The following is a 20,079-nucleotide window of genomic DNA, read 5'->3' as shown; positions in this document are numbered from 1 at the left end:
CTGGAGGTAGGTGTTAGAGAGTTCCAGTATGTCGGGTCAGAAAGGTCATAAATGGTTGGGTCAAGCTGGGGCAGCGTTAGGAGTGTTGTCCTTAATATCGGCAATGCCGATCGCAAAGTTAGTGGCGGCTTCTAACCAAAAAATACCGTCGCCCGAAGAGGCAGCAAAACAGGCGGGAGGGCTTTCTCCAGTCAAGTTGACTGAGGTCGAAGTGGATGACGTGATGCGCGATCGTCTGCGCTTTGATCCGCAGTGGCAGCCAATTTTGCAAGCCGTCCGTCAAGATTTGATCGAGATTAAATGGGGAGACAGCAAGCTTACCCATCCAGTTTGGAAGCAATATGGTGCAAAGGCTTATCCCTTGCTGGAGTATTATGCGCGATCGCGCGATCAAGTTCGACAAGCTTATGGAATGGCAGGGATTCGCAGTCTAGGCAAGCCTTACACGACGCTTTGGTTGACAAAACAGTTGCAGCGACGAGCGTCTACACCTGACTTCTATCTTCTCACTAGTCAACTAGACACCTTGTTGTTAGAGTCGGGCTACGAATCAGAGAATCAAAAAGCCTGGGAGCGAGAATTTGGACTGGATGACCCGCAGGTGCGATCGCGGCTAATTCAACTCGCCAAACAGAATCTAGAACCACAAAATTCTCCGACTTTCTATAATCAGTTCAATTTTGACTTTTTAGTGAATCTCTTAGGATACGATCAGGTTTTTCCGCCCCAACCTCGTAGTGACAAGCCCGTTCCTAACCTATCTGAGTGGACAAAATTTGAACAAATTACCCAACCCAATCAAAACCAGATTCAGGCGGCGATCGCTTATTATCAATCTCTTCCCGCTACGTCACGCGAATATCTATTGGTCAACCGTTTAGGAACCGTCAAAGCCGAGCAGATTTCACCGATCGCCAAAGCCTTATTTAAATCGCTGGCAACTGACGTGCAATCACCCGATCGCGTCTGGGCGATCGCCGAACTCGATCGACACCACGATCCGCAAGGATCAACGCTGTTGCAACAAATCCTCAATGGAGATTCACGCCCGCTCTACAGTCTGACGCGCAGCGTATTTTATGACTTTGGCGGAGATGATATCGATCGCGGTGCCCACGCTTATTATCTGCTGGTCGGGATGGCACAAAAATATCCGCAATCCAAATTTATTCAGGGTTGCCGCGAGTATGGAGATTTGACCGGACACTCCTACTTTGGGGGCGAACCTCGTGCGAAACAACTGCTCGATCGCAACGCTAAAAAATCCGCCGCCGATCGAGTCCGAGATTGGCAACAGTGGCTGAGTCACTATCCTAACCATCCGGGGGCAGATGATGCAACCTTTTTGTTGGCACACAGCTTGCAAGATCAGGGCGATATCATGGGAGCAATGCGACTGTGGTTAACGATGATGACGAGTGAGATCGGCGATCGTGATGCCCTTTATCTCGCTTATCCTCACGTCAGAACTTTGTTAGATGTCGGACTTTCTGCCGAGCAAGTTCAGACTTTATTGCAAGAGCCAAATTATCAAGAGATTGCGCCTTTGTTGCGCTATGCGTTAGCGGTGAAAGAAGCCCGATCGCACGACTATGCCAAAGCGCTGCAAACCTCCGAGAATTTGAATTTGACGGTCATGCCTGCCAAAATTCTCGATCGCTATTACAAAGCAGGTTGGTCGTGGTGGACGGGTGACAAAACCGCAGAAGTTCAGCAACAAATGCAAACCATGCTCACCGAACAGCGTCAGCGCTGGCAGCAACTTCTGACGTTGAAAACAGAAAACACGCCTGATTCTCGCTATCAGTTGGCATCTAATTGGGCAGGCGAAGGCGGCTGGAAAAATGGCTATCTCGCGATTTGGGATGGCTATAGAACTTATCACTTGCCCACTAGCTACAGCACGAGTCAGCGCTATTCAGTCGAGGCAAACGATCGCTGGGATTGCCGCTATTGGTGGGTCTGTGACCTTTCAAAACGAGGCGAGTCAGCCGTGCGCCAATCTTATCAAAGCGCCAGTCAAAATGGGGTTGCATTATCGCTCTATCAGCAGTTATTAGATGATCCTAAAACGCCGCCCCAACTGCGAGAGAAAACGCTTTACATGGTGGCAATGACGCTTCTCTGGCAATGGGAAAATCACGATCCAGGCGAAACTACGCGGATTCATCCACCCGCCGGGGTTCCAGTTGGAAAGCGTCAATTTAACCCAGACACCGGGGAATCTTCTCCCGATATCGGCTCTGCTTACCAAAGTCGAATCGACGGGATTTTAACTGAGTTACAGGTTAAATTCCCCAACAGTGCTTATGCAGATGATTTGCTGTTTTCGAGCTATTTTTTGAGTAATCAGCCTCGCTATCTTCAGCAACTTGTGCAGCGATATCCGACTAGCGATCGCACCGCCGAAGCCCAGTTCCTTTTAGCGCATCAAAAACCCAAATCAGAATGAACTCACTCCTTCTTCCCACTGCAACAGCAACCCGCAAGTTAGGCATTCAGCTAGGGCAAACGCTCTCGGCTGGCAGTGTGCTGCTGCTAGAAGGTGACTTGGGCAGTGGAAAGACTACACTCGTACAGGGCATCGGCATAGGATTGGGAATTAAAGACTCGATCGACAGTCCCACCTTCACCCTAATCAACGAATATTTAGACGGACGGGTGCCGCTCTATCACCTCGATCTTTATCGTCTGAACCTGGCTGAAACCGCCAGCCTCTATCCAGAAATCTATTGGGAAGGAGTCGAAGCCGAGCCAGGAATCGTGGCGATCGAGTGGGCAGAGCGTCTCTCCTACAAGCCACAGAATTATTTAGAGATTCGGCTAGAGTACGATCGTGATTCTGGTCGTCAAGTCACTCTCAATCCCGTGGGTCACTTTGACCTAAAGTCCATCATTTCTGCACTGTGAGAAGTTCTATAAACGACAGAGCATAAGCGCATGTTAGGATCTCGCAAAACCGATCATTCTTTCGATGCGAGATGAGTTAATGAAGGCGATCGAAGTCACGGGCAGAATTGATGCTCAAGGAAACCTAGTTTTAGATCAACCCATTCAGGGAACTGACTATCCCCATCAGGTACGGGTGATTGTATTGGTTCCAGAGAAGGCAGAAGCAGTAGACGACCCAGACGATACTCCGATCGAGGAGGTGAAAGCCAGCCTGAAAAGAGCATTGCAGCAAGCCAAAGCGGGACAAACCAGACCCATTTCTGAACTGTGGGATCGGATTGATGCAGAGTAATGATGCGGTTTCAATTCGATTCTCCAATGAGTTTGAGGAGGAACTGTACCAACTCTCAAAGAGGTTTCGCAGGATTCGCTCTGACATTCAGCCGACGATTGAGCAATTGCAACAAGGAGACTTTGTAGGAGATAGAATCGCTGGAATAGGTGAGGGCTATGTGGTCTACAAGGTGAGAGTTCGCAATCGTAATATCCAAAAAGGGAAGAGCGCTGGCTATCGCTTGGTTTATCAAGTTGAGTCACCTACCAGCATTTTGCTGCTGACAATTTACTCGAAGTCCGATCAAGACGACATTTCGGCAAACGAGATCCGAGATATTCTTGCAGAAGTTGATCGTGAAGAATGAAACAATTTGTCTCCTCAATAGCGCTTTACCCGTCAAATCGCAATGCTTGACCTCGCACGTCTGTCTGAAGTTTGCCGCGATCGTAGACCACTTGCCCTCCGACGATCGTCACCTGTGCCCAGCCTGTCAAACTCCAGCCCTCAAAAGGACTCCAGCCACATTTAGACAACACTTCCTCCCGCAATACCGGATGATAATGATCCAGATCGACCAGCACTAGATCGGCATCATAACCAGGCGCGATCGCTCCTTTATTGGGAATTCGATAAGCTTTAGCAACAGCACTCGACATCCAGTTTGCGACTTGGGCAACGGTGCAGCGTCCCTGGGCTGCTTGAGTCAACATCAGCGCTAACGAGGTTTCAACTCCCGGCATTCCAGAGGGCGTATTGGGATAAGGTTTCGCCTTTTCTTCAAGGGTGTGAGGCGCGTGATCGGTGGCGATAAAGTCGATGACTCCATCCAATAGCGCTTGCCAGAGAACCTCATTATCGTGGGGCGATCGTAACGGCGGATTCATCTGCGCCATCGTGCCAATGGTTTTGTAAGCGCTTGTATTCAACAACAAGTGCTGAGGCGTTACTTCTGCCGTTACCCACGCGGGTTTATCGTGCCGCAAAAGTTCGGCTTCTTCTGCGGTGGACAGATGCAAAATATGGAGACGACGATGATATTTTTTAGACAGTTTTAGCGCTAATTGAGTTGCATTCAAGGCAGCCTGATTGTCCTGAATCTGTGAGTGAACGGCGGGATCAGTCTGTCCGGCAAATTGAGCGCGGCGATCGCGAATTCTTGCCTGATCTTCGGCGTGAACTGCAATCAAGCGATCGCCCTTGGCAAAAATTGGATCTAATGCGGTTTCTTCATCTACCAGCAAATCACCCTGCATCGATCCCATAAAGATCTTGATGCCCGGTGTCGGATTTGCCTCAGTTAAATCTGGCAGATTTTCAGCCGTTGCGCCGATAAAGAACCCATAATTGACGAGACATTTCTCAGATGCGCGTTTGAGTTTGTCGTCTAAAGCGGCTTGAGTCGTCGTCAACGGACGGGTGTTGGGCATCTCTAAAAACGAAGTCACACCGCCTCGCGCACAGGCACAACTCGCCGTAAATAAGTCTTCTTTATATTCCAGTCCTGGTTCTCGAAAATGGACTTGAGGGTCAATGACTCCGGGTAATAAAGTTAACCCTGTTGCGTCAATGGTGAGGACGCGATCGTTGAGCGACGAGAGATCTGCCCCAACTTGCACAATCTGCCCCTCTTGAATCTGCACCGCTCCCAAAATGAACTCGCCACTGGGTAGCAAAATTTGGGCGTTTTGAATGACCAGAGATAAATTATCCATAGTTTCTTTTTTTGATTCTTTATATTGAGTTAAGCAGATTTATAATTTCTCTAACTAATATTTCTGGCTCCACAGGCTTTGTCATGTGGATCTGAAATCCTGCTTGCAGTGCTTTTTGCTGGTCAAGTTCTGCGGCATAGGCAGTGAGGGCGATCGCCGGAATGGTTCCGCCCTGTCTGGGTGGACGAGAGCGAATCTGCTGCATCAGCATATAGCCATCCATTTCCGCCATGCCCACATCGCTGACAATCAGATCAGGAATAAACCGCTCTAGAGCTTGCAATGCCTCTAAACCAGAGACAACGGCTGTTACTCTCGCCCCACTTTGTTCCAACAGAAACGCCTGAAACTCACGAGTATCGGTATCGTCATCGACGAGCAAAATTTGAAGGCTGTCTAAGGGCGTTTCTAGGTCTGTTTGAGTGCGGATTGGTTCAAGCACGATCGGCGCTATCTGTCGAACCATCGGCAGCTTCACGATAAAAGTTGCGCCTTGATCTTCACCTGCGCTTTTTGCCTCGACTGTTCCTCCGTGCATTTCAACAATTTGCCGCACGATCGCCAGCCCTAACCCTAAGCCGCCAAATCTGCGCGTGGTCGAGCCGTCTTCTTGTCGAAAATACTCAAACACATAGGGCAAAAATTGAGCGTTGATGCCCTTTCCAGTGTCGATCACGCTGATTTGAGCCAGTTGGTCGAGCTGCCTCAGTTCAAGGGTCACCTGCCCACCGCTAGGGGTAAACTTGACTGCATTGGAGAGCAAATTCCACACGACTTGCTGCAAGCGGGCAACATCGCCAGAAACGGGCGCGATCGTGGAGTCGAGATCAAGCTGTAGCCCCACATTTTTGGCTTCTGCCGCCAAACGCACCGTTTCAATGGCAGCCGAAATCACAAAGGTTAAACTGACCGGAGTCGCGGTTAAAGACAGCTTGCCCTGCATGATGCGGGAGATGTCGAGCAAGTCTTCGATCAATTGCGATTGGAGTTTAGCATTGCGTTCGATCGTGGCTAGAGCTTCACTCGTTTTAACGTGATCCAACCTGCCAGCGCGTAATAGTTTCGTCCAACCCAAAATCGGGTTAAGCGGCGATCGCAGTTCATGTGACAACACTGCTAAGAACTCGTCTTTAATCCGGTTGGCGCGTTGTAATTGTTCCGCCTGTTGCTGAATTGAACGGATTAAGTTTGTTCGCTCAAGGGCGATCGCCATTTGATCGCAGGTCGATTGCAAGAGGTCAATTTCTTCGGATGTAAAGCTAGTGCGGCGGCGGCTGGCAAAGGAGAGCGTCCCCAGTAACCGTCCTTGAACAATCAACGGTTGCCCCGCGTAGGCAGTGCCCCCGATCGCGCGCAGCCTCTGGGCGTTGGGATGGGCCAAGACCTGCGCTTGGTCGAAGATCATTTGCCGCCGCTCTTGTGCCACCAGCCCGCAAATGTCTTGACCAAATTCAATCCATTCGATCAATTGAGCCGTTTCATCTGAGAGTCCTTCGGAGTTCCTCAGATGCAGCATTAGGCGGTTGTCTTTTTCCTCCACTGTGTATTGGTAGTAATAATCTAGCTCTAGCTGGTTTGAGAGTTTGCTGAACAGGTTGTGCATCAGCGTCAGAGGTTGCTCGGTGGCGAGTAAATCGCTGGTGGTGTCATAAAGCAACCGGAATCGTTCACCAGCTTGCCGTTGCACGGTTTTGTCTTGCATAATTTTGACAAATCCTTGCGGGCCTGCTTCAGTTTGCAGCGGCATTACTAAACCACTGCCCCAAAAGCGGCTACCATCTTTGCGAATATGCCAGCACTCGTTTTCTGCCTGTCCTTGAGCTAGGCTCGTTTGCCTTTCTCGCTCATTCCGACCCCATTCATTGTCTTCTGGCGTGTAAAGGATGCGGCTGTTACAATCTAGAATTTCTGCTGCTTGATATCCAAACAATCGTTCCGCACCACTGTTCCAACTGGTCACAGCACCCTTGGAATCGAGGGTAAAAATGGCATACTCTTTCGCACTTTCGACTACTAACCGAAAACGAGCTTCACTTTCACGCAGGGCGGCTTCGGCAGATTTGCGATCGTCGATGTCAATACAAGAACCGATATAGCCCAGAAATTCACCTTCTGATGTAAATCGGGGCACGCCTGCATCGAGCAGCCAACGATATGCCCCATCAGAGCGTCTAAGGCGATATTCCATTTGAAACGGTTGCCTGGCATCAAAGGCGGTGACATAAGTATCTAAACAAAGTTGGAAATCGTCGGGATGGACTCCTTCTGCCCAACTATTGCCCATTTCTTGCTCCATCGTTCGCCCGGTAAAGTCTAGCCAGGGCTGATTGAAGTAATAACAGAGTTTATCAGTTCCAGACATCCAAATCAGCACAGGAGCGGTATCTGCTAGATGCCGGAACCGGGCTTCACTCTCGCGCAGTTCAGCTTCGGCTTGAATGCGATCGGTGACATTCCTGAAATAAACGGTGATGCCGTTTGGGGCAGGGTAGGTGCGGACTTCATACCAGCGATCGTGATCAGGGTAAAACGCGGTCAGTGATTCAGCCACGCGATCGCTCATCACGCGTCGATGAAGCCGTTCAAATTCGCTGCCATTCAGACCCGAAAATTCTTCCCAGAAGTTTTTTCTGGTTAAGTCACCTGGGGCGCGATCGAGCAGGGTTTCGGCTGTTTGATTGACATAGGTGAACAGCCAGTTTTTGTCTAGGGCAAAAAATGCGTCATTAATGCTCTCCAGAATGTTCCAGCTCTGCTCCTCACTTTGGCGCAAGGCGGCTTCGGCACGGGCGCGTTCTAGCTTTGTCCAGATGCGGTTTGCCAATTCCTGCATTAACTCAATCTCGTCTTCGCGCCAATCGTAGGGAGCTTGATGAAACACAGTCAGCGAAAATTTCCACTGGCCGTCTCTGATTAAAGGAACGTTAATTTCTGCCCCGATTTTTAGCGCGGCATATCGCTGCTGGTCAACAATGCGCGAGTCAGCAGTGACATCCCGGACGACGATCGTTTGTCCGGCTTGGGCGGCTTGCAAAAACTCGTCAGTGACAAACTCTCCGAGAGGATAAACCCCCACTAAGCTCCGCAGCTCATTTTGATGCCAATCATGATTGATTATCGCTTGCCGTGCTTCCTCGCTAATTTCGACAAAGGCACAAGTCGAAGTATTGAGATAGCGGTTGAGGTGTTCGCCGACCATTTTCACAATCTCGTCTACACGAGTCGCTCTAACCAATTCTTGACTGACGGCGGCGAGAAATTCTGCATTTAACTCCGTCCGTTTGCGATCGGTGATGTCGTAAGACACTACTAGCACGGTGTCAACCTCACCCCGATCGTTGCGGAGAGGTGTGCCATGAGAGATGTAGGTGCGATCGTGGCTGCAATGCTCTGAGCTAAAAGGTTCACCGCCGAGGGCTTGGCGATAGTGGGGTTCGTAGCGAGTTGCGAGGGCTGGATCAAGGGCTTCCCAAAGGGTTTTGCCCACCAAGTCTTCAGAGGTCATTCCGGCGCTCTGGAGAGCATCGCCCTCTGCTAGCAGATAGCGCAAATCGTGATCTACCAGGAAGACAGCCCCGTTGGGCAAGTTAGCAGCGACGGCGCGGAGGTGGGCTTCATTCTGACGCAGGGCTGCTTCTGTCTGTTTGAGTTCGCGGCGTTCTTTGGCTTCCTGTAATGCCCGATCGACACAGGGAACTAACCGCCCTAACCGTTGCTTGAGCACATAATCTATGGCTCCCCGTTTGAGCGTTTCGATCGCTAATTCTTCGCCCAAATTGGCAGAGACAAAAATAAATGGAATATCTGGACGCAGGTTGCAAGCAATCTCTAACGCAGAGATGCCATCAAAATTGGGCAGTGCATAATCTGCCAAAATCAAGTCAAACTCATCGGTTTCTAGGGCTGCCACAAAATCAGCGCGAGTTTCCACCCTCAGCAGCTCAAAGTCGATCGCACTATTCAGCAGCAGGGTCTGCACCATTTCTGCATCGAGTGGATTGTCTTCAAGTAGGAGAAACCGGAGTGTTGACATTACTTGTCCTCTTGCTGAAATTTAGGGAACACTGCCACCAAAAATCTTTTTGGATATTTAGACGGATACTGCACTAGACCTCCTGCACGAATCAGGGAACGCCCCTAAATCCCCCCTTAATGAGGGACTTTAAGCCTAGGCTCTAATTTCAAAGTCCCCCATTTTGGGGGATTTAGGGGGCACAAGCCGACTGAAACGGAGCGAGATCCAGGGTAGTTTGGGGAATTTTATTCATGCAGGAGGTCTACTGATGTCTTTCGGATTAAGCTTGTTCTTGAAACTTCTATTTATTTTATAGAAATTTTGAGGCACCCTATTGAATAAACGGGGAAATTATGAAGCTAAAAGTTATCGATAATACTACATTCAAGCAGTCTACTGGCGATTCTGCACGGCTGTCTGCTCAAGATAAGGTTAACGTCGAGGCTGGAAGAGTATTTGAGATCCACTCCTGGAAACTGGTGGGCAACAATCATCTCAAGATTGCCTTTGTGAGTGAGTTTTTGGGTAACCCACCGCTCAACACTTGGTTTGTCTATTTGCCTCACATTCAACTCCTTAACAGTCAAGGGCAGGTAACCAGTGCCACGCGCAGACCCTCTTTGCCGATTAATTTACCCACGATCGGGCTTCCCGCAACTAAGCGCTTAAATGTGCCTTACCGCAGTCAGCTTGACAATGCTGAGAATCCAGGTGGAGCGTGTAATGTCACCAGTTTTGCAATGATCATGCGCTACTTGCAGATTCGGCAGAAAACCAACGCGGTGCAGTTTGAAGACGAGCTTTATCGCTATATGGAACGCAACGGATTAAGTCGGCACGACCCGGAAGACCTGGCAAAAATGGCAGCCGCTTACGGGGTGAGAGATGACTTTACGACCCAGGGAAGGCTCTATGATATTCGCAAGGCGATCGCTGAGGGTCGTCCTTGCATCATTCACGGCTATTTCACTAGTTTTGGTCACATCGTTGTGATTAGAGGCTACGATCGCAACGGATTTTGGGTGAATGACCCTTACGGCGAGTGGACGGCGTATGGATATCGCAAAGACTTAACCGGAGAAAACTTGCATTACTCGAATGGTTTAATCCAAAGTAAAAGTTCCCCAGAAGGCGTTAACTTCATGTGGCTGCATCGACTTACAAAAGCATAGTTTGCAGCGTTCTTTTAGGTGAATTAAATCAGCGATGAGTAGCGTTAATCCTCCTGATCGCGTTTGTGTTCACCGATCTAAACCATAATAATCACAAAAAATATCACCGTAGGGATGTTGCCATACTCCTACGGTGATCCAATATGATTACTAATCAGACTACAGCTTGGTGCCGCATTCAGGGCAGAATCTATTGCTGGCAACATTCTTCGCGCCACAACTGCTGCAATACATCAGTTCAGTTGCGCGCTCTAGGCTCTTACGATCGGGCAACCCCAACATTTGAGCATTGCTCTTGCCCGGAGCCACCATCGGATAGCAGTTTTCGTCTCGCTTGACTCGCGCATCGAGCAGCACAGGGCCGTCATGTGCCAGCATCTCAGCCACCGCGATACTCAACTCGTCGCGAACACTGATCATCATGCCTTTAATGCCGTAGGCCTCTGCCAACTTCACAAAGTCGGGCATTGACGGCTCCATGTTAGAAGACGAATAGCGCCCTTCCCAGAAGGCTTCTTGCCACTGGCGCACCATGCCCTGCCAGCCGTTGTTGATAATCACAATTTTGGCGGCAATTCCATACTGCGACAGCGTGCCCAACTCCTGCAAATTCATCTGAAAGCTGGCATCGCCGCTAATGCAGATCACTTGCTCATCGCTGCCAACCGCCACTTTAGCCCCCATCGCCGCCGGGAGTCCAAAGCCCATCGTGCCCAGACCCGCGCTAGAAATCCAGCGACGAGGGCCATTTTTAAGGAACTGCGCCGACCACATTTGATGCTGCCCTACATCGGTGGTGTAGAAGGCATTAGGAGCCTGTTGCGCCAATTCGACAATGACTTCTTGAGGCGAAAGCTTGTCAGGGTAATGAGGCACTTCGAGCGGATAATCTTCGCGCCAGCGATCGATTCTAGCTAGCCAGTCGCTCGTCTGATCTGACCTTGCCGGGTCGCCGTCTTCGTGACTGCGATCGAGCAAATTGAGCAACACTTGCCGCACGTCGCCCACGATCGGTACTTCAGGAACCCGCGTTTTACCCACTTCTGCGGGGTCAATGTCAATGTGGATGACTTTAGCACGAGACGCAAATTCGTCTAGCTTGCCAGTCACACGATCGTCAAACCGCGCCCCGACCGCAATCAGCAAATCACATTCTGTCACCGAGAAGTTGGCGTAGGCAGTGCCGTGCATTCCCAACATCCCAACTGCGAGCGGATGCTGCTCATCAAAGGCACCGATTCCCATTAGCGTAGTCGTAACCGGAAGCTGAAAACGTTCTGCGAGTTCTTTAACTTCGGCGTGAGCATTGGCAGCGATCGCGCCGCCGCCGACATACAACAAAGGTTGTTTGGCTTGCCGAATTAACTTCAACGCTTGCCCAATCTGATGCGGATGACCCTTCATAGTAGGGCGATAGCCCGTTAGCCGCACAGCGCCCGGCTCGACTGGTTCATAGTCAAAGACTTCGGTGCCCACATCTTTTGGGATATCGACTAGTACAGGGCCGGGCCTGCCCGTGCTGGCAATATAGAATGCCTCTGCAATAATCCGCCCCATGTCTCTAGGGTCACGTACTACATAGGAGTGTTTGACGATCGGGAGCGTAATCCCGTAAATATCCGTCTCTTGGAAGGCATCACTGCCGATCGCGGGTCGCGGCACTTGTCCCGTCACCACTACGAGCGGAATCGAGTCCATGTGTGCCGTGGCGATGCCAGTCACCAGGTTGGTCGCACCAGGGCCTGACGTGGCAAAACACACGCCAACCTGCCCAGTCGCGCGGGCATAGCCGTCAGCCGCGTGTGCTGCTCCTTGCTCGTGCCTGACCAAAATGTGTTGAATGCCGCCGATCGCTTCTGCCTTATAAAGCTCGTCATAGATGGGCAGAATCGCTCCGCCCGGATAGCCGAAGATGTGCTTAACGCCGTGCCGTCTGAGGCTGTCGATCAGCGCAAAGCCACCTGTCACCCGCTGTACTGCCACTCGTTGCAATTGCACTGGGGAACCTCGCCAAACCGTCTAAGTGGACAATTTTTGTATCTAAAGATGCAATAGATAGAAACTTAGTGTAGTGCCGATTACGATCCCTGTCGAGACTGATTATTGACGATCGCGCCACAAAGCTACCTATCTCTACAGTTTAGTTAATTTATGAGCTAATTTATCTGTCAAATTTTGTTGACATTAGCGTGAGTTAAACTGCATCCTGCAAAACTCGTCGAGTGCTGCGCCATGCCCAGATGCCAACGATCGTCACCACTACACTCATGCCGATCAGCACCGATCGCAGTCCCAATTCAGATTGCGGATTCCGAGCGACCTGGTTATTGATCACGTCAATTAACGGCCCTGTAACGGCTAATGGCACGCTGAGGGCAATGTTGACGATGTTATTTTGAAAGCCGAACACCTTTCCTCGCATGGCTTCTGGGGTGCGTTGCTGAATTAGAGTCTGCATCGGAACCGCGACCAGCGAGGACCCTAGCCCGAAAAAGCCCGACAAGGCAAAGCTCAACCCTTGTTTGGAAGTGAATGAGAACATCGTCAGCACAAACGCCATGAAAGCAAAGCCGATTAAAGGCAGGGGTTTGCGACGAAAGCGATCGCCCCAATGACCCAAAGCTGCTGCCCCAAACACCATGCCTACGCCTGCCGCCGCCAACAGTAAGCCAAACTGAGTTTTTTCTAGCCCAATTTTTTGCGTCAGGTTAATCGCTAACACCGTCAACGCCGCTAAAACCGAGTAAAGAATCATGAGTTGCAACATGGCATATCTCACTAGAGAATCTTTACGCAGATAAGCTAACCCTTCCTTAAAATCGCTCCAAGGATGAACCGGAACGATCGTCTCACTCTCATGCTTCTTTTCTTTTAGAGGCATCAAATAAAGCACGATTCCAGCCAGCAAATATAAGCCGCCGACTAAAATTTCTCGTCCCCACTCTGGGTTAAACCCACTCGCCACTTTCAGCAACGGGTCACCGATCGCAAACCCGACAATTAACGAACCCATCATCGTGGTGGTGAACAGCGCATTTGCTGTTAGCAGATTTTCTGGCTTTACCAGAAAGGGAATCGTAGCTTGCTCTGCGGGGGCAAAAAACTGAGTCAAGATCGATTCTAAAAACGCGATCGCGATCAAGATGATAAATGCCTTGGGCAAAAACGGCAGCAGCAGCAACATCACTCCGCGCAAGATATTGCAGCCGCTCAAAATTGTTTTTTTGTCATAGCGATCGACAAAAATGCCTGCCGCCGAGCCAAAGAAAATAGCGGGTAGCGTTGCCGCAATCATTACCGCCGATCGCATTGAGTTTTCGGTTTCAGGCGAAGAACCGTAATCACTCAGGAGCGCGATTAGCAACACAAAAAAAACTTTATCTGCTATTTGAGACAAAATTTGCCCACTCCACAACATCATGAAGGGGTGATTGTGAAGCAGCGCTAGAAAGCCATTACGAGAGGGCTGGGAACGAGTAGGAAGCATAGAGTAGAAATTTTAGAAATCAGGTGAAAACCCTCTCTGTAGGTCAGGTCTAGACATTATGCAGCGTATAGACCTGACCCATCACAACTTTATCTGAAATACATCCTTGCGGGAGGATGCCCAGGATTGTTTTAACAAGGCATAAAGCAGCGCTAGGAAATATCCTCCTGACTTCTAATGTCTCGTTGATGTAGAGACCTCATAGCGCTGCAATAGCGCAGTTATAAAACTGGCGGCAGTTATAGAGGTTTGGCGCGATCGTCGATTTGCGGTTATTGCATAGCCCTGAACAGTTTGCGGTGATCGCCATAAAGTCAAATGCTCGACCGCAGGGTCAGCATAGAAACTGTCTGAGTCACTTCCCCCTAGCAAAGCCGAACTCCAGGCAGTAAAGCGATCGTGGCTGACCCGATGAATCGCAAAATCTCCGGCCAGCGGCACGCCCCATCCATCGAGGGCAATCAAGGCGCTGACGGTGCCACCCTGCTTTTGCCAGAGACGGGCGGCTCCGATCGCGGCAACAACCCCAGCACTAAACGCAATAAAGACTAGCGGAGTCGTCGCCTCAGTCGGGGATAAAAATTCTAAAACGTGAAGCGGAGAATAGGCAGGAGCCTTCTCAGTCGGAAAAATCAAGGTTTCTTGACTGGGATGCAGCGCTGTGACAAAGCGTTGGGAAAGTTGCAATCGGTGCATTCCGGGGCAAATAACGATCTTCATGACAGTGCTCCATAAATCTCCCTTTAGACTGATTTTAACGATGTCATCACCTTTTAGATGTTTATCCCCCCGTAGGGGATGTTAGCCTTAGTAATGTGAGATTTGTGCCGCACTCTAAGTCTTGGCGCGTCCACACTATCCACGTTAGTTTGAGAGACAAAAAGTGGTCGCTACCCCTGAGAAACTCCATCAGTCTGGATTAGAAGCTTCGACTTCTAGCGATCGAGTTGCCGTTTTGCTAATGGGCTACGGCGAGGTCGAGAGCTATGACGATTTCGCTAACTATAACGAGCAGGCGTTAAACCTACTAACCGCTAAGTTTGCCCCAGTTCCGACCTGGGTATATCCTCCTTTAGCAAAGCTTTTAGCCGTGTTTGACCTGCACGAGTGGAGTCACCAACACGATCACTTCATCTCGCCTCACAATGCCATTTTTGAGCAGCAGCGAGTCGGGGTTGAAAAGGCACTGCAAAACCGCTGGGGCGATCGCGTCAAAGTCTTTAAAGCCTTCAACTTCTGCAAGCCTTTCTTGCCTGAGCAAGTCTTAGAAGAAGTCAAAGCAGAAGGGTTTGACAAGATTTTGATCTACCCGCTTTTAGTCGTAGATTCGATCTTCACCAGTGGAATCGCGGTAGAGCAAGTCAACAATGCGCTGTCGGCCTTGGCAGATCCTGGCAAAGAACACTGGCTGAAAGGAACCCGCTATATTCCGTCATTTTATGCTGAACCAGAGTATATTGACTTGATGGCAAATCTCGTCGAAGACAAAATCAAGTCTGAGTTGGCGGTGGCACATTTGCCCTCTCAAATCGGCATCGTGCTGATGAATCATGGCTGTCCGCACAAGGCAAAAGGCTTTACGTCTGGCATTGATGAGAGCCAAAAACTCTACGATCGGGTGCGCGAACGCCTGCTCTACAAATATCCTTTGATCTCAGTGGGCTGGCTCAATCACCAAACGCCTTTGATTGACTGGACTCAACCAAACGCAGACTTAGCGGCAAGGAACCTGATCGATTTGGGCGCAACCGCGTTGGTATTTATGCCGATCGGCTTTGCCACCGAAAATCACGAAACGCTGCTAGATGTCGATCACATCATTCATGGGCTACGCAAAAAGCGCCCTGATGTGACCTATGTCCAAATGGCTTGTGTCAATGACAACCCTGACTTTTTGCAAATGGTGGCAGATTGGGCGCACCCTCAAATTGAAGCGCTGCTGTCAGAGCAAGCAATGGCGGTAAATCCGGCGTTGGCGGCTTCACAAGCTGATCACCATCATGATCATCATGGTCACAATGGGCACAATCACAGCCACGATCACGGACATCATCACCATTAGAAAAACCGTTTTGCGTAGGGGCATGGCACTGCCGTGCCCATTACCATCGCAAGTAACCGATATGATTTAATCCACGATCCTTAATCGATTACATGGGAAGATAAAAGCTAATCTTTGCAGCAAACGGTGCGATGGTGCGACTGCTTTACGAACACTCCGTCACCTACCGAGGATATTTAATTATTCCGTTTGTCGGTGGGTCGATCGCAGGAGAAGAAATTTATTCCTACGCGCTTCTGTCAGAGTTGGGACATCGAGGACGATTCCACAAGACAGCAAATCCTTCTGAAGAGTTCTCAAGTCGGATTGAGGACATGATTAAAGTCGCCCAAACTCATTTAGCGCAGCACTCAGAAATTGATGACGACACTGATTATTTCAAACATCGCTACACCTATCGAAATAATCTAATCATCGTGCTGCGTCAAGGTAGAAAGGTTTTTTATGATCACTATCCGCCGAGTGAGTTAACTAACATCGCGGCTCCTAGAATTTTTGAGAGTGAGTCAGACTGCCTAACCTGGATTCAGCAAGGACTTGATTTGCATCATCAGCCTTCTGGCTTGTGATAGAGCGTATGCTCTTGATGAGTCAACAGGGTGCAGTTTGATCGTCCGATCGAGTCCCTGTATCGAGATTCACATCTGGCGTAACCACACCACTGGACAAACGGCGGTCTGGTTGCTTTCGGGCAGTCAGTATACTGATTTTGCGTTTCTATCCTATAACGGCAGTGCCGCCTTGGTGGGGTCTGAGTGGCAGTGGGTTGGGGTCGATGATTTCAACGGCGACGGCAAAGCTGATATCTTTTGGCGCGATCGTAGCAATGGAACTGCGGCGATTTGGGAGATGAATGGGTTACAACTGACCCAAGCAACGGCTCTGACGAATCCCGACCTGACGAGTTTAGCCAGACAAGCGGTGGGCACTACGGGTCGTCCGGTTGGGGTTGACACGGCTCCACCCACGATTCGACTCGCTTTGGCGCAAGATACGGGAACGCTCAACGATCGCATTACCCAACTCCCCACAATTACGGGGCGCATCCTGGATCAAAGTCTGCTCACAGAGGTGACAGTTTCTCAGACCGGGACATTTAACCAGGTGTTGGGAGAGATCCAGAATCTGGTAGCAAGGGGGTCTATGACTTTAGCGTCACGAGTCGCGACGTGGCAGGCAATCAACAATCCCAAACCTTCCGATTCTTGAAGTCGGATGAGCGCCCGATCGAAGACTCAGACCTCTACGTTCTGGAATCGGGAGAGGTGGAGGGTCAAGATGGTGGCACCTATGCGAATGCGCCTGCTGGAGGAACCGGGAACTATGGATATTTCGGTCCGACTTCTGGTGGTGGATATGGGTGGGGCACCTACTCAACGGGGTCTAGCTCGACTCCCAATTGGCAGCCCAGTGGTTTTTCGGGCTTTCCTAGAGGCGTTGACTTGCCCTACATTGGCACTGGCTATGATTTGGAATACACCGATGCGGTGAAGAAGATCGTGGACTATGGCACGGGGGCGATTAGTCAACACCCGTTGACCATTAACAAGAAGGCGGCGCTGCAAAATCGTCAGGAGGTGTTGAGGGCGATCGCCGATCGGCTCAACCGCATCAGCAAGGCAGACAACGATTCCCTCAACGACCAAGCGTTCTTTGACCAGATGCAAGGGGTGATGGAGAACCTATTTGTGACAGCTTACAACCCAACCGATGTGGGAGAAGACAGCCCGCTCAATGGGTTGCTCGAAAGCAAAGCAGGCGGGGCAGGCTACGTGCTGGCACAGGATTTGATCAAGGATTCCACGGCAGTCAGCGTGCAGGTGTTTCAAGCAACGTTGCTAGCAGCGTTTAATGAGGTGCTGTATGGCAAGCTGGCTGTAATGCCGACTGCTATTTCACTAGAAGACCATTCAGCCTTGCTCAAAGCCGCACTGGAGTTGGGACAGACCTATGCAAAATTGGCTCCCAGTCGGGAAACGGGAACCATCCTTGCCAGTGACGCGGACTTCGGTTTTTTGGATATGCTGTGGCGCGTTCAGCAGCCAGGGATGGGTGGCAGGCTTCCTGGCAAGGGCGAAATCGAGAAGCAACTCAAGAATGGGGTGGAGGCATTAGGGCGATCGCTCGATGAGGTCAGCGACCCGCTCAATACCCTCAAGTTCCTCAATAATCTCCTGAATGCAGCCGCGAATAGTGTGGCGCTCAATGAACCTCGACTCGCCAACGGTGGAGGTGGGTTTGACCCACGCGGTGATATTCGCAGTGCCCAGTTCATTCGAGAGCTGGTGGCGTTTGGCTTTGAAGTTGCCAGAGTGAACCCGGTAATTACAACTGGCGATCAAGTTGGGATGAAAGAGTGGTTAGAAATTTTGTGGGAGGGAAGAGGCGACGCTCGTTTAGCAGCAGGAGGACTCGCTAAATTCTTCGATCAACCTGGTAGCTCACAAGATCGGCAACAGCGACTCAACTTTTCAAAACAACTGGTGAAGGTAGTCAAGTTAGTTGATGATCCAGAAGTTAAGCTAATGGCGCAAAGTTCAGCCCATTTGAGCTACGTGCTAGATCTAGGTAGCTCATATGCTGCCTTAAAGCCTGATGCCAGCAATGTTGAATCTAAGGATGCTTCTTTTCTCACACTCACTGCTCAGGGCAATTTACCAGATGCGGCGAACGACCTGGAAAATCGAATTAAGGTGTTGGGGGGAATTACAGCCAATCTAAATAACTTAATAGAAATTCCGGTGACAGCGACCAGTGACGGACGGGTAAGCGTTGAAGGAACTGGATTTGCATCAGGTAGTACATCACCAGTTTTGTGGAATGGTGGTGACTCTGACCCCTCCAATGATCGCTATCCAATTGCTTACCGAGTCCGTCGAGCGGATGGGACAGTAACGTCTGCTGTGGCAGGAGATACTTTATTCACCTTTTATTCGGAGAGAGGAACCTCTACTGACCCGCGTATTTTGTACGCAGGTGATACATTGCTTTTTCCCTCAGATGAGGCTGACCCATTTGGTAAAGAGCGATTGCGAGATCTCGCTCAGAAAACCTATAGTCCGTTAGAGAAAGTCTTTGACGCATTAAGATTAGCACCTCACACTGCTGGATCAACCGTCAAAGGGCAAGTTGAAGATTTCGTCAAACTGATTACAGGAAACCCACTAGTAGCGGGAGTAGCAGGGGTAGCGGTTGGTGGTATTGTGGCAGCGCAGTTTGTCCAACCGATCGGGGTGATTCTAGATGTTGGACTTATTTTGCTCGGTGGTGTGCAATTTGGGTATTCGCTAGCATCGTTTTTCCATAAAGCCGCAAATGCTAGGTCCCAGACGGAGCTGTTAGACGCGTCGCGGGAGGCTGTGTATGCTTTTGAGAACTTGGTCGGCGCATTGCCATTCGGTGGACTCTTGAAGCTTGAACCCTCTCTGGGGCTAGTGAACACGACTCGCCTTTTAGATGCGGGCAAGCGTCTGTTGCGATTAGCCGAGGATGTTCAACGAGGGCGTTCTCTCACACTAGCTGATGCAATTTCGCTTCCGCTCTCGTTGTTTAAGGGCGAAGGGACAGCGGTTGGTAGACTGCTTCAGTATGGAACCGACAGTGTATCTGAGTTCTTGAAGGGAGGATTTTCTAAGTTCTCCGGCGGATTGCCGACGATCGGAGGACTGAAAGATTTTGCCGATCGATTTAAGAGAGTTTCAGAGGTTGCCGATAGATTAATTCAGGCTCAAAATACTTCTGTTGCTAGTTTTCTAGCTGCGAACTCTAACCTCGTTGGAAGAATCTTAGAACAAGGAGTGCAAGCAATTGATGCACTGAGTGATATTCTCAAACATCCCGGTACAGTCTTGAATGACTTAGCTGGGCTGCTGAAAGCAACTAGTATTAATCCTGTTGAGGTTCAGAAACTTCTCGGCATTCCTAATGTTTCAGTAACTCAGTTAAATAGACTAGGTAAACAGGCAAATGATGGAATTGATTTGTTAAGAGAGGAATTACGTGGAGGACATTCAATAGAGCGACATGGTTCACAACTTAGTCGAATTGATCTTGAGCAGCGTGCATTAGGTACACATCCAACTTTGCAACAGTCTCGGACATCTTTACGTTTCATTGATGATAATGTACAGAGAGATGCTGTCAATCAAGCTTATAAAGCCTATGAATCTGATATTAAATCTTTCTTTGCCTCTGGGAATGATTACATGGAGTGGACGTTTGACTATGGCAACCCAACTGGTTTTGGTTTTACCAATATTGGTTCTGTGCGAAACCCTATCTCTCAGGAAATACCTCTTGGTGCTACTACAAAGGTTAAAATTAGCTTTGAAGCTGACCCGACTGACCCAAGAGGTTACCGCTTAGTTAGCGCATTCCCTGTATATCCATAGTGAGATGGTGA

14 protein-coding genes are annotated in these 20,079 nt (G+C 49.8%); 9 read left to right on the top strand and 5 right to left on the bottom strand.

Annotation, left to right across the window (positions count from 1 at the left end):
* Positions 1 to 28 precede the first annotated feature (28 nt).
* The 4 genes from BRW63_RS08275 to BRW63_RS08260 all read left to right on the top strand — a co-directional run bounded on the left by BRW63_RS08275 (position 29) and on the right by BRW63_RS08260 (position 3,593).
* On the top strand, positions 29 to 2,452 hold the full coding sequence (locus BRW63_RS08275) for a tetratricopeptide repeat protein (protein WP_073070425.1): 2,424 nt from the start codon (positions 29 to 31) through the stop codon (positions 2,450 to 2,452).
* Positions 2,449 to 2,910 carry a tRNA (adenosine(37)-N6)-threonylcarbamoyltransferase complex ATPase subunit type 1 TsaE gene (gene tsaE / locus BRW63_RS08270; protein WP_073070424.1) on the top strand — a complete coding sequence of 154 codons (462 nt, stop codon included), beginning with the start codon at positions 2,449 to 2,451 and terminating at the stop codon, positions 2,908 to 2,910. The genes BRW63_RS08275 and tsaE overlap by 4 nt, the downstream gene beginning before the upstream one ends.
* Before the next feature lie 64 nt (positions 2,911 to 2,974).
* Complete coding sequence (locus tag BRW63_RS08265; protein ID WP_223257324.1) at positions 2,975 to 3,244, top strand: type II toxin-antitoxin system RelN family antitoxin; 270 nt, start codon at positions 2,975 to 2,977, stop codon at positions 3,242 to 3,244.
* Positions 3,234 to 3,593 carry a type II toxin-antitoxin system RelE/ParE family toxin gene (locus tag BRW63_RS08260; protein ID WP_073070423.1) on the top strand — a complete coding sequence of 120 codons (360 nt, stop codon included), beginning with the start codon at positions 3,234 to 3,236 and terminating at the stop codon, positions 3,591 to 3,593. The genes BRW63_RS08265 and BRW63_RS08260 overlap by 11 nt, the downstream gene beginning before the upstream one ends.
* 25 nt (positions 3,594 to 3,618) lie before the next feature.
* On the opposite strand, the gene BRW63_RS08255 is transcribed toward BRW63_RS08260, so the two are convergent.
* The gene (locus BRW63_RS08255; protein WP_073070422.1) at positions 3,619 to 4,941 is read right to left on the bottom strand and encodes a dihydroorotase; all 1,323 of its coding nucleotides are present in this window, start codon (positions 4,939 to 4,941) and stop codon (positions 3,619 to 3,621) included.
* A 19-nt stretch (positions 4,942 to 4,960) separates the two neighbouring features.
* A complete protein-coding gene (locus BRW63_RS28205; RefSeq protein ID WP_083582774.1) occupies positions 4,961 to 8,974 on the bottom strand; it encodes a PAS domain S-box protein in 4,014 nt (1,337 codons plus the stop codon).
* Between the two features lie 335 nt (positions 8,975 to 9,309).
* Between BRW63_RS28205 and BRW63_RS08210 the strand changes: the two genes are divergently transcribed.
* On the top strand, positions 9,310 to 10,128 hold the full coding sequence (locus tag BRW63_RS08210) for a C39 family peptidase (RefSeq protein WP_073070421.1): 819 nt from the start codon (positions 9,310 to 9,312) through the stop codon (positions 10,126 to 10,128).
* A gap of 159 nt (positions 10,129 to 10,287) precedes the next feature.
* Here BRW63_RS08210 and ilvB read toward each other — a convergent pair whose 3' ends face one another.
* From ilvB to BRW63_RS08195, 3 genes are all read right to left on the bottom strand, one after another.
* Positions 10,288 to 12,126: a biosynthetic-type acetolactate synthase large subunit gene (gene ilvB / locus BRW63_RS08205; RefSeq protein ID WP_073070420.1), complete on the bottom strand. Its 1,839-nt coding sequence runs from the start codon at positions 12,124 to 12,126 to the stop codon at positions 10,288 to 10,290.
* Positions 12,127 to 12,322: 196 nt separating this feature from the next.
* Positions 12,323 to 13,615, bottom strand: a complete 1,293-nt coding sequence (locus BRW63_RS08200; protein ID WP_073070419.1) for an MFS transporter — start codon at positions 13,613 to 13,615, stop codon at positions 12,323 to 12,325.
* Positions 13,616 to 13,789: 174 nt separating this feature from the next.
* Positions 13,790 to 14,335, bottom strand: coding sequence for a hypothetical protein (locus BRW63_RS08195; protein ID WP_073070418.1), 546 nt, complete (start codon positions 14,333 to 14,335; stop codon positions 13,790 to 13,792).
* Between the two features lie 163 nt (positions 14,336 to 14,498).
* On the opposite strand from BRW63_RS08195, the gene BRW63_RS08190 reads away from it, so the two are divergent.
* The 4 genes from BRW63_RS08190 (at position 14,499) to BRW63_RS08175 (ending at position 20,068) form a co-directional block, all read left to right on the top strand.
* The gene (locus BRW63_RS08190; protein ID WP_073070417.1) at positions 14,499 to 15,677 is read left to right on the top strand and encodes a ferrochelatase; all 1,179 of its coding nucleotides are present in this window, start codon (positions 14,499 to 14,501) and stop codon (positions 15,675 to 15,677) included.
* Positions 15,678 to 15,808: 131 nt separating this feature from the next.
* Positions 15,809 to 16,246, top strand: a complete 438-nt coding sequence (locus tag BRW63_RS08185; protein WP_073070416.1) for a hypothetical protein — start codon at positions 15,809 to 15,811, stop codon at positions 16,244 to 16,246.
* A gap of 37 nt (positions 16,247 to 16,283) precedes the next feature.
* Complete coding sequence (locus tag BRW63_RS08180; protein WP_073070415.1) at positions 16,284 to 16,886, top strand: FG-GAP repeat domain-containing protein; 603 nt, start codon at positions 16,284 to 16,286, stop codon at positions 16,884 to 16,886.
* The gene (locus BRW63_RS08175) at positions 16,847 to 20,068 is read left to right on the top strand and encodes an RNase A-like domain-containing protein (RefSeq protein ID WP_143162027.1); all 3,222 of its coding nucleotides are present in this window, start codon (positions 16,847 to 16,849) and stop codon (positions 20,066 to 20,068) included. Before BRW63_RS08180 ends, BRW63_RS08175 begins: the two co-directional genes overlap by 40 nt.
* Positions 20,069 to 20,079 lie beyond the last annotated feature (11 nt).

This window comes from Phormidesmis priestleyi ULC007, assembly GCF_001895925.1.
GTDB classification, from domain to species: domain Bacteria; phylum Cyanobacteriota; class Cyanobacteriia; order Leptolyngbyales; family Leptolyngbyaceae; genus Phormidesmis_A; species Phormidesmis_A priestleyi_A.
Note: the sequence above shows the minus strand (reverse complement) of the source record. Positions and strands in the feature narration are given on the sequence as shown.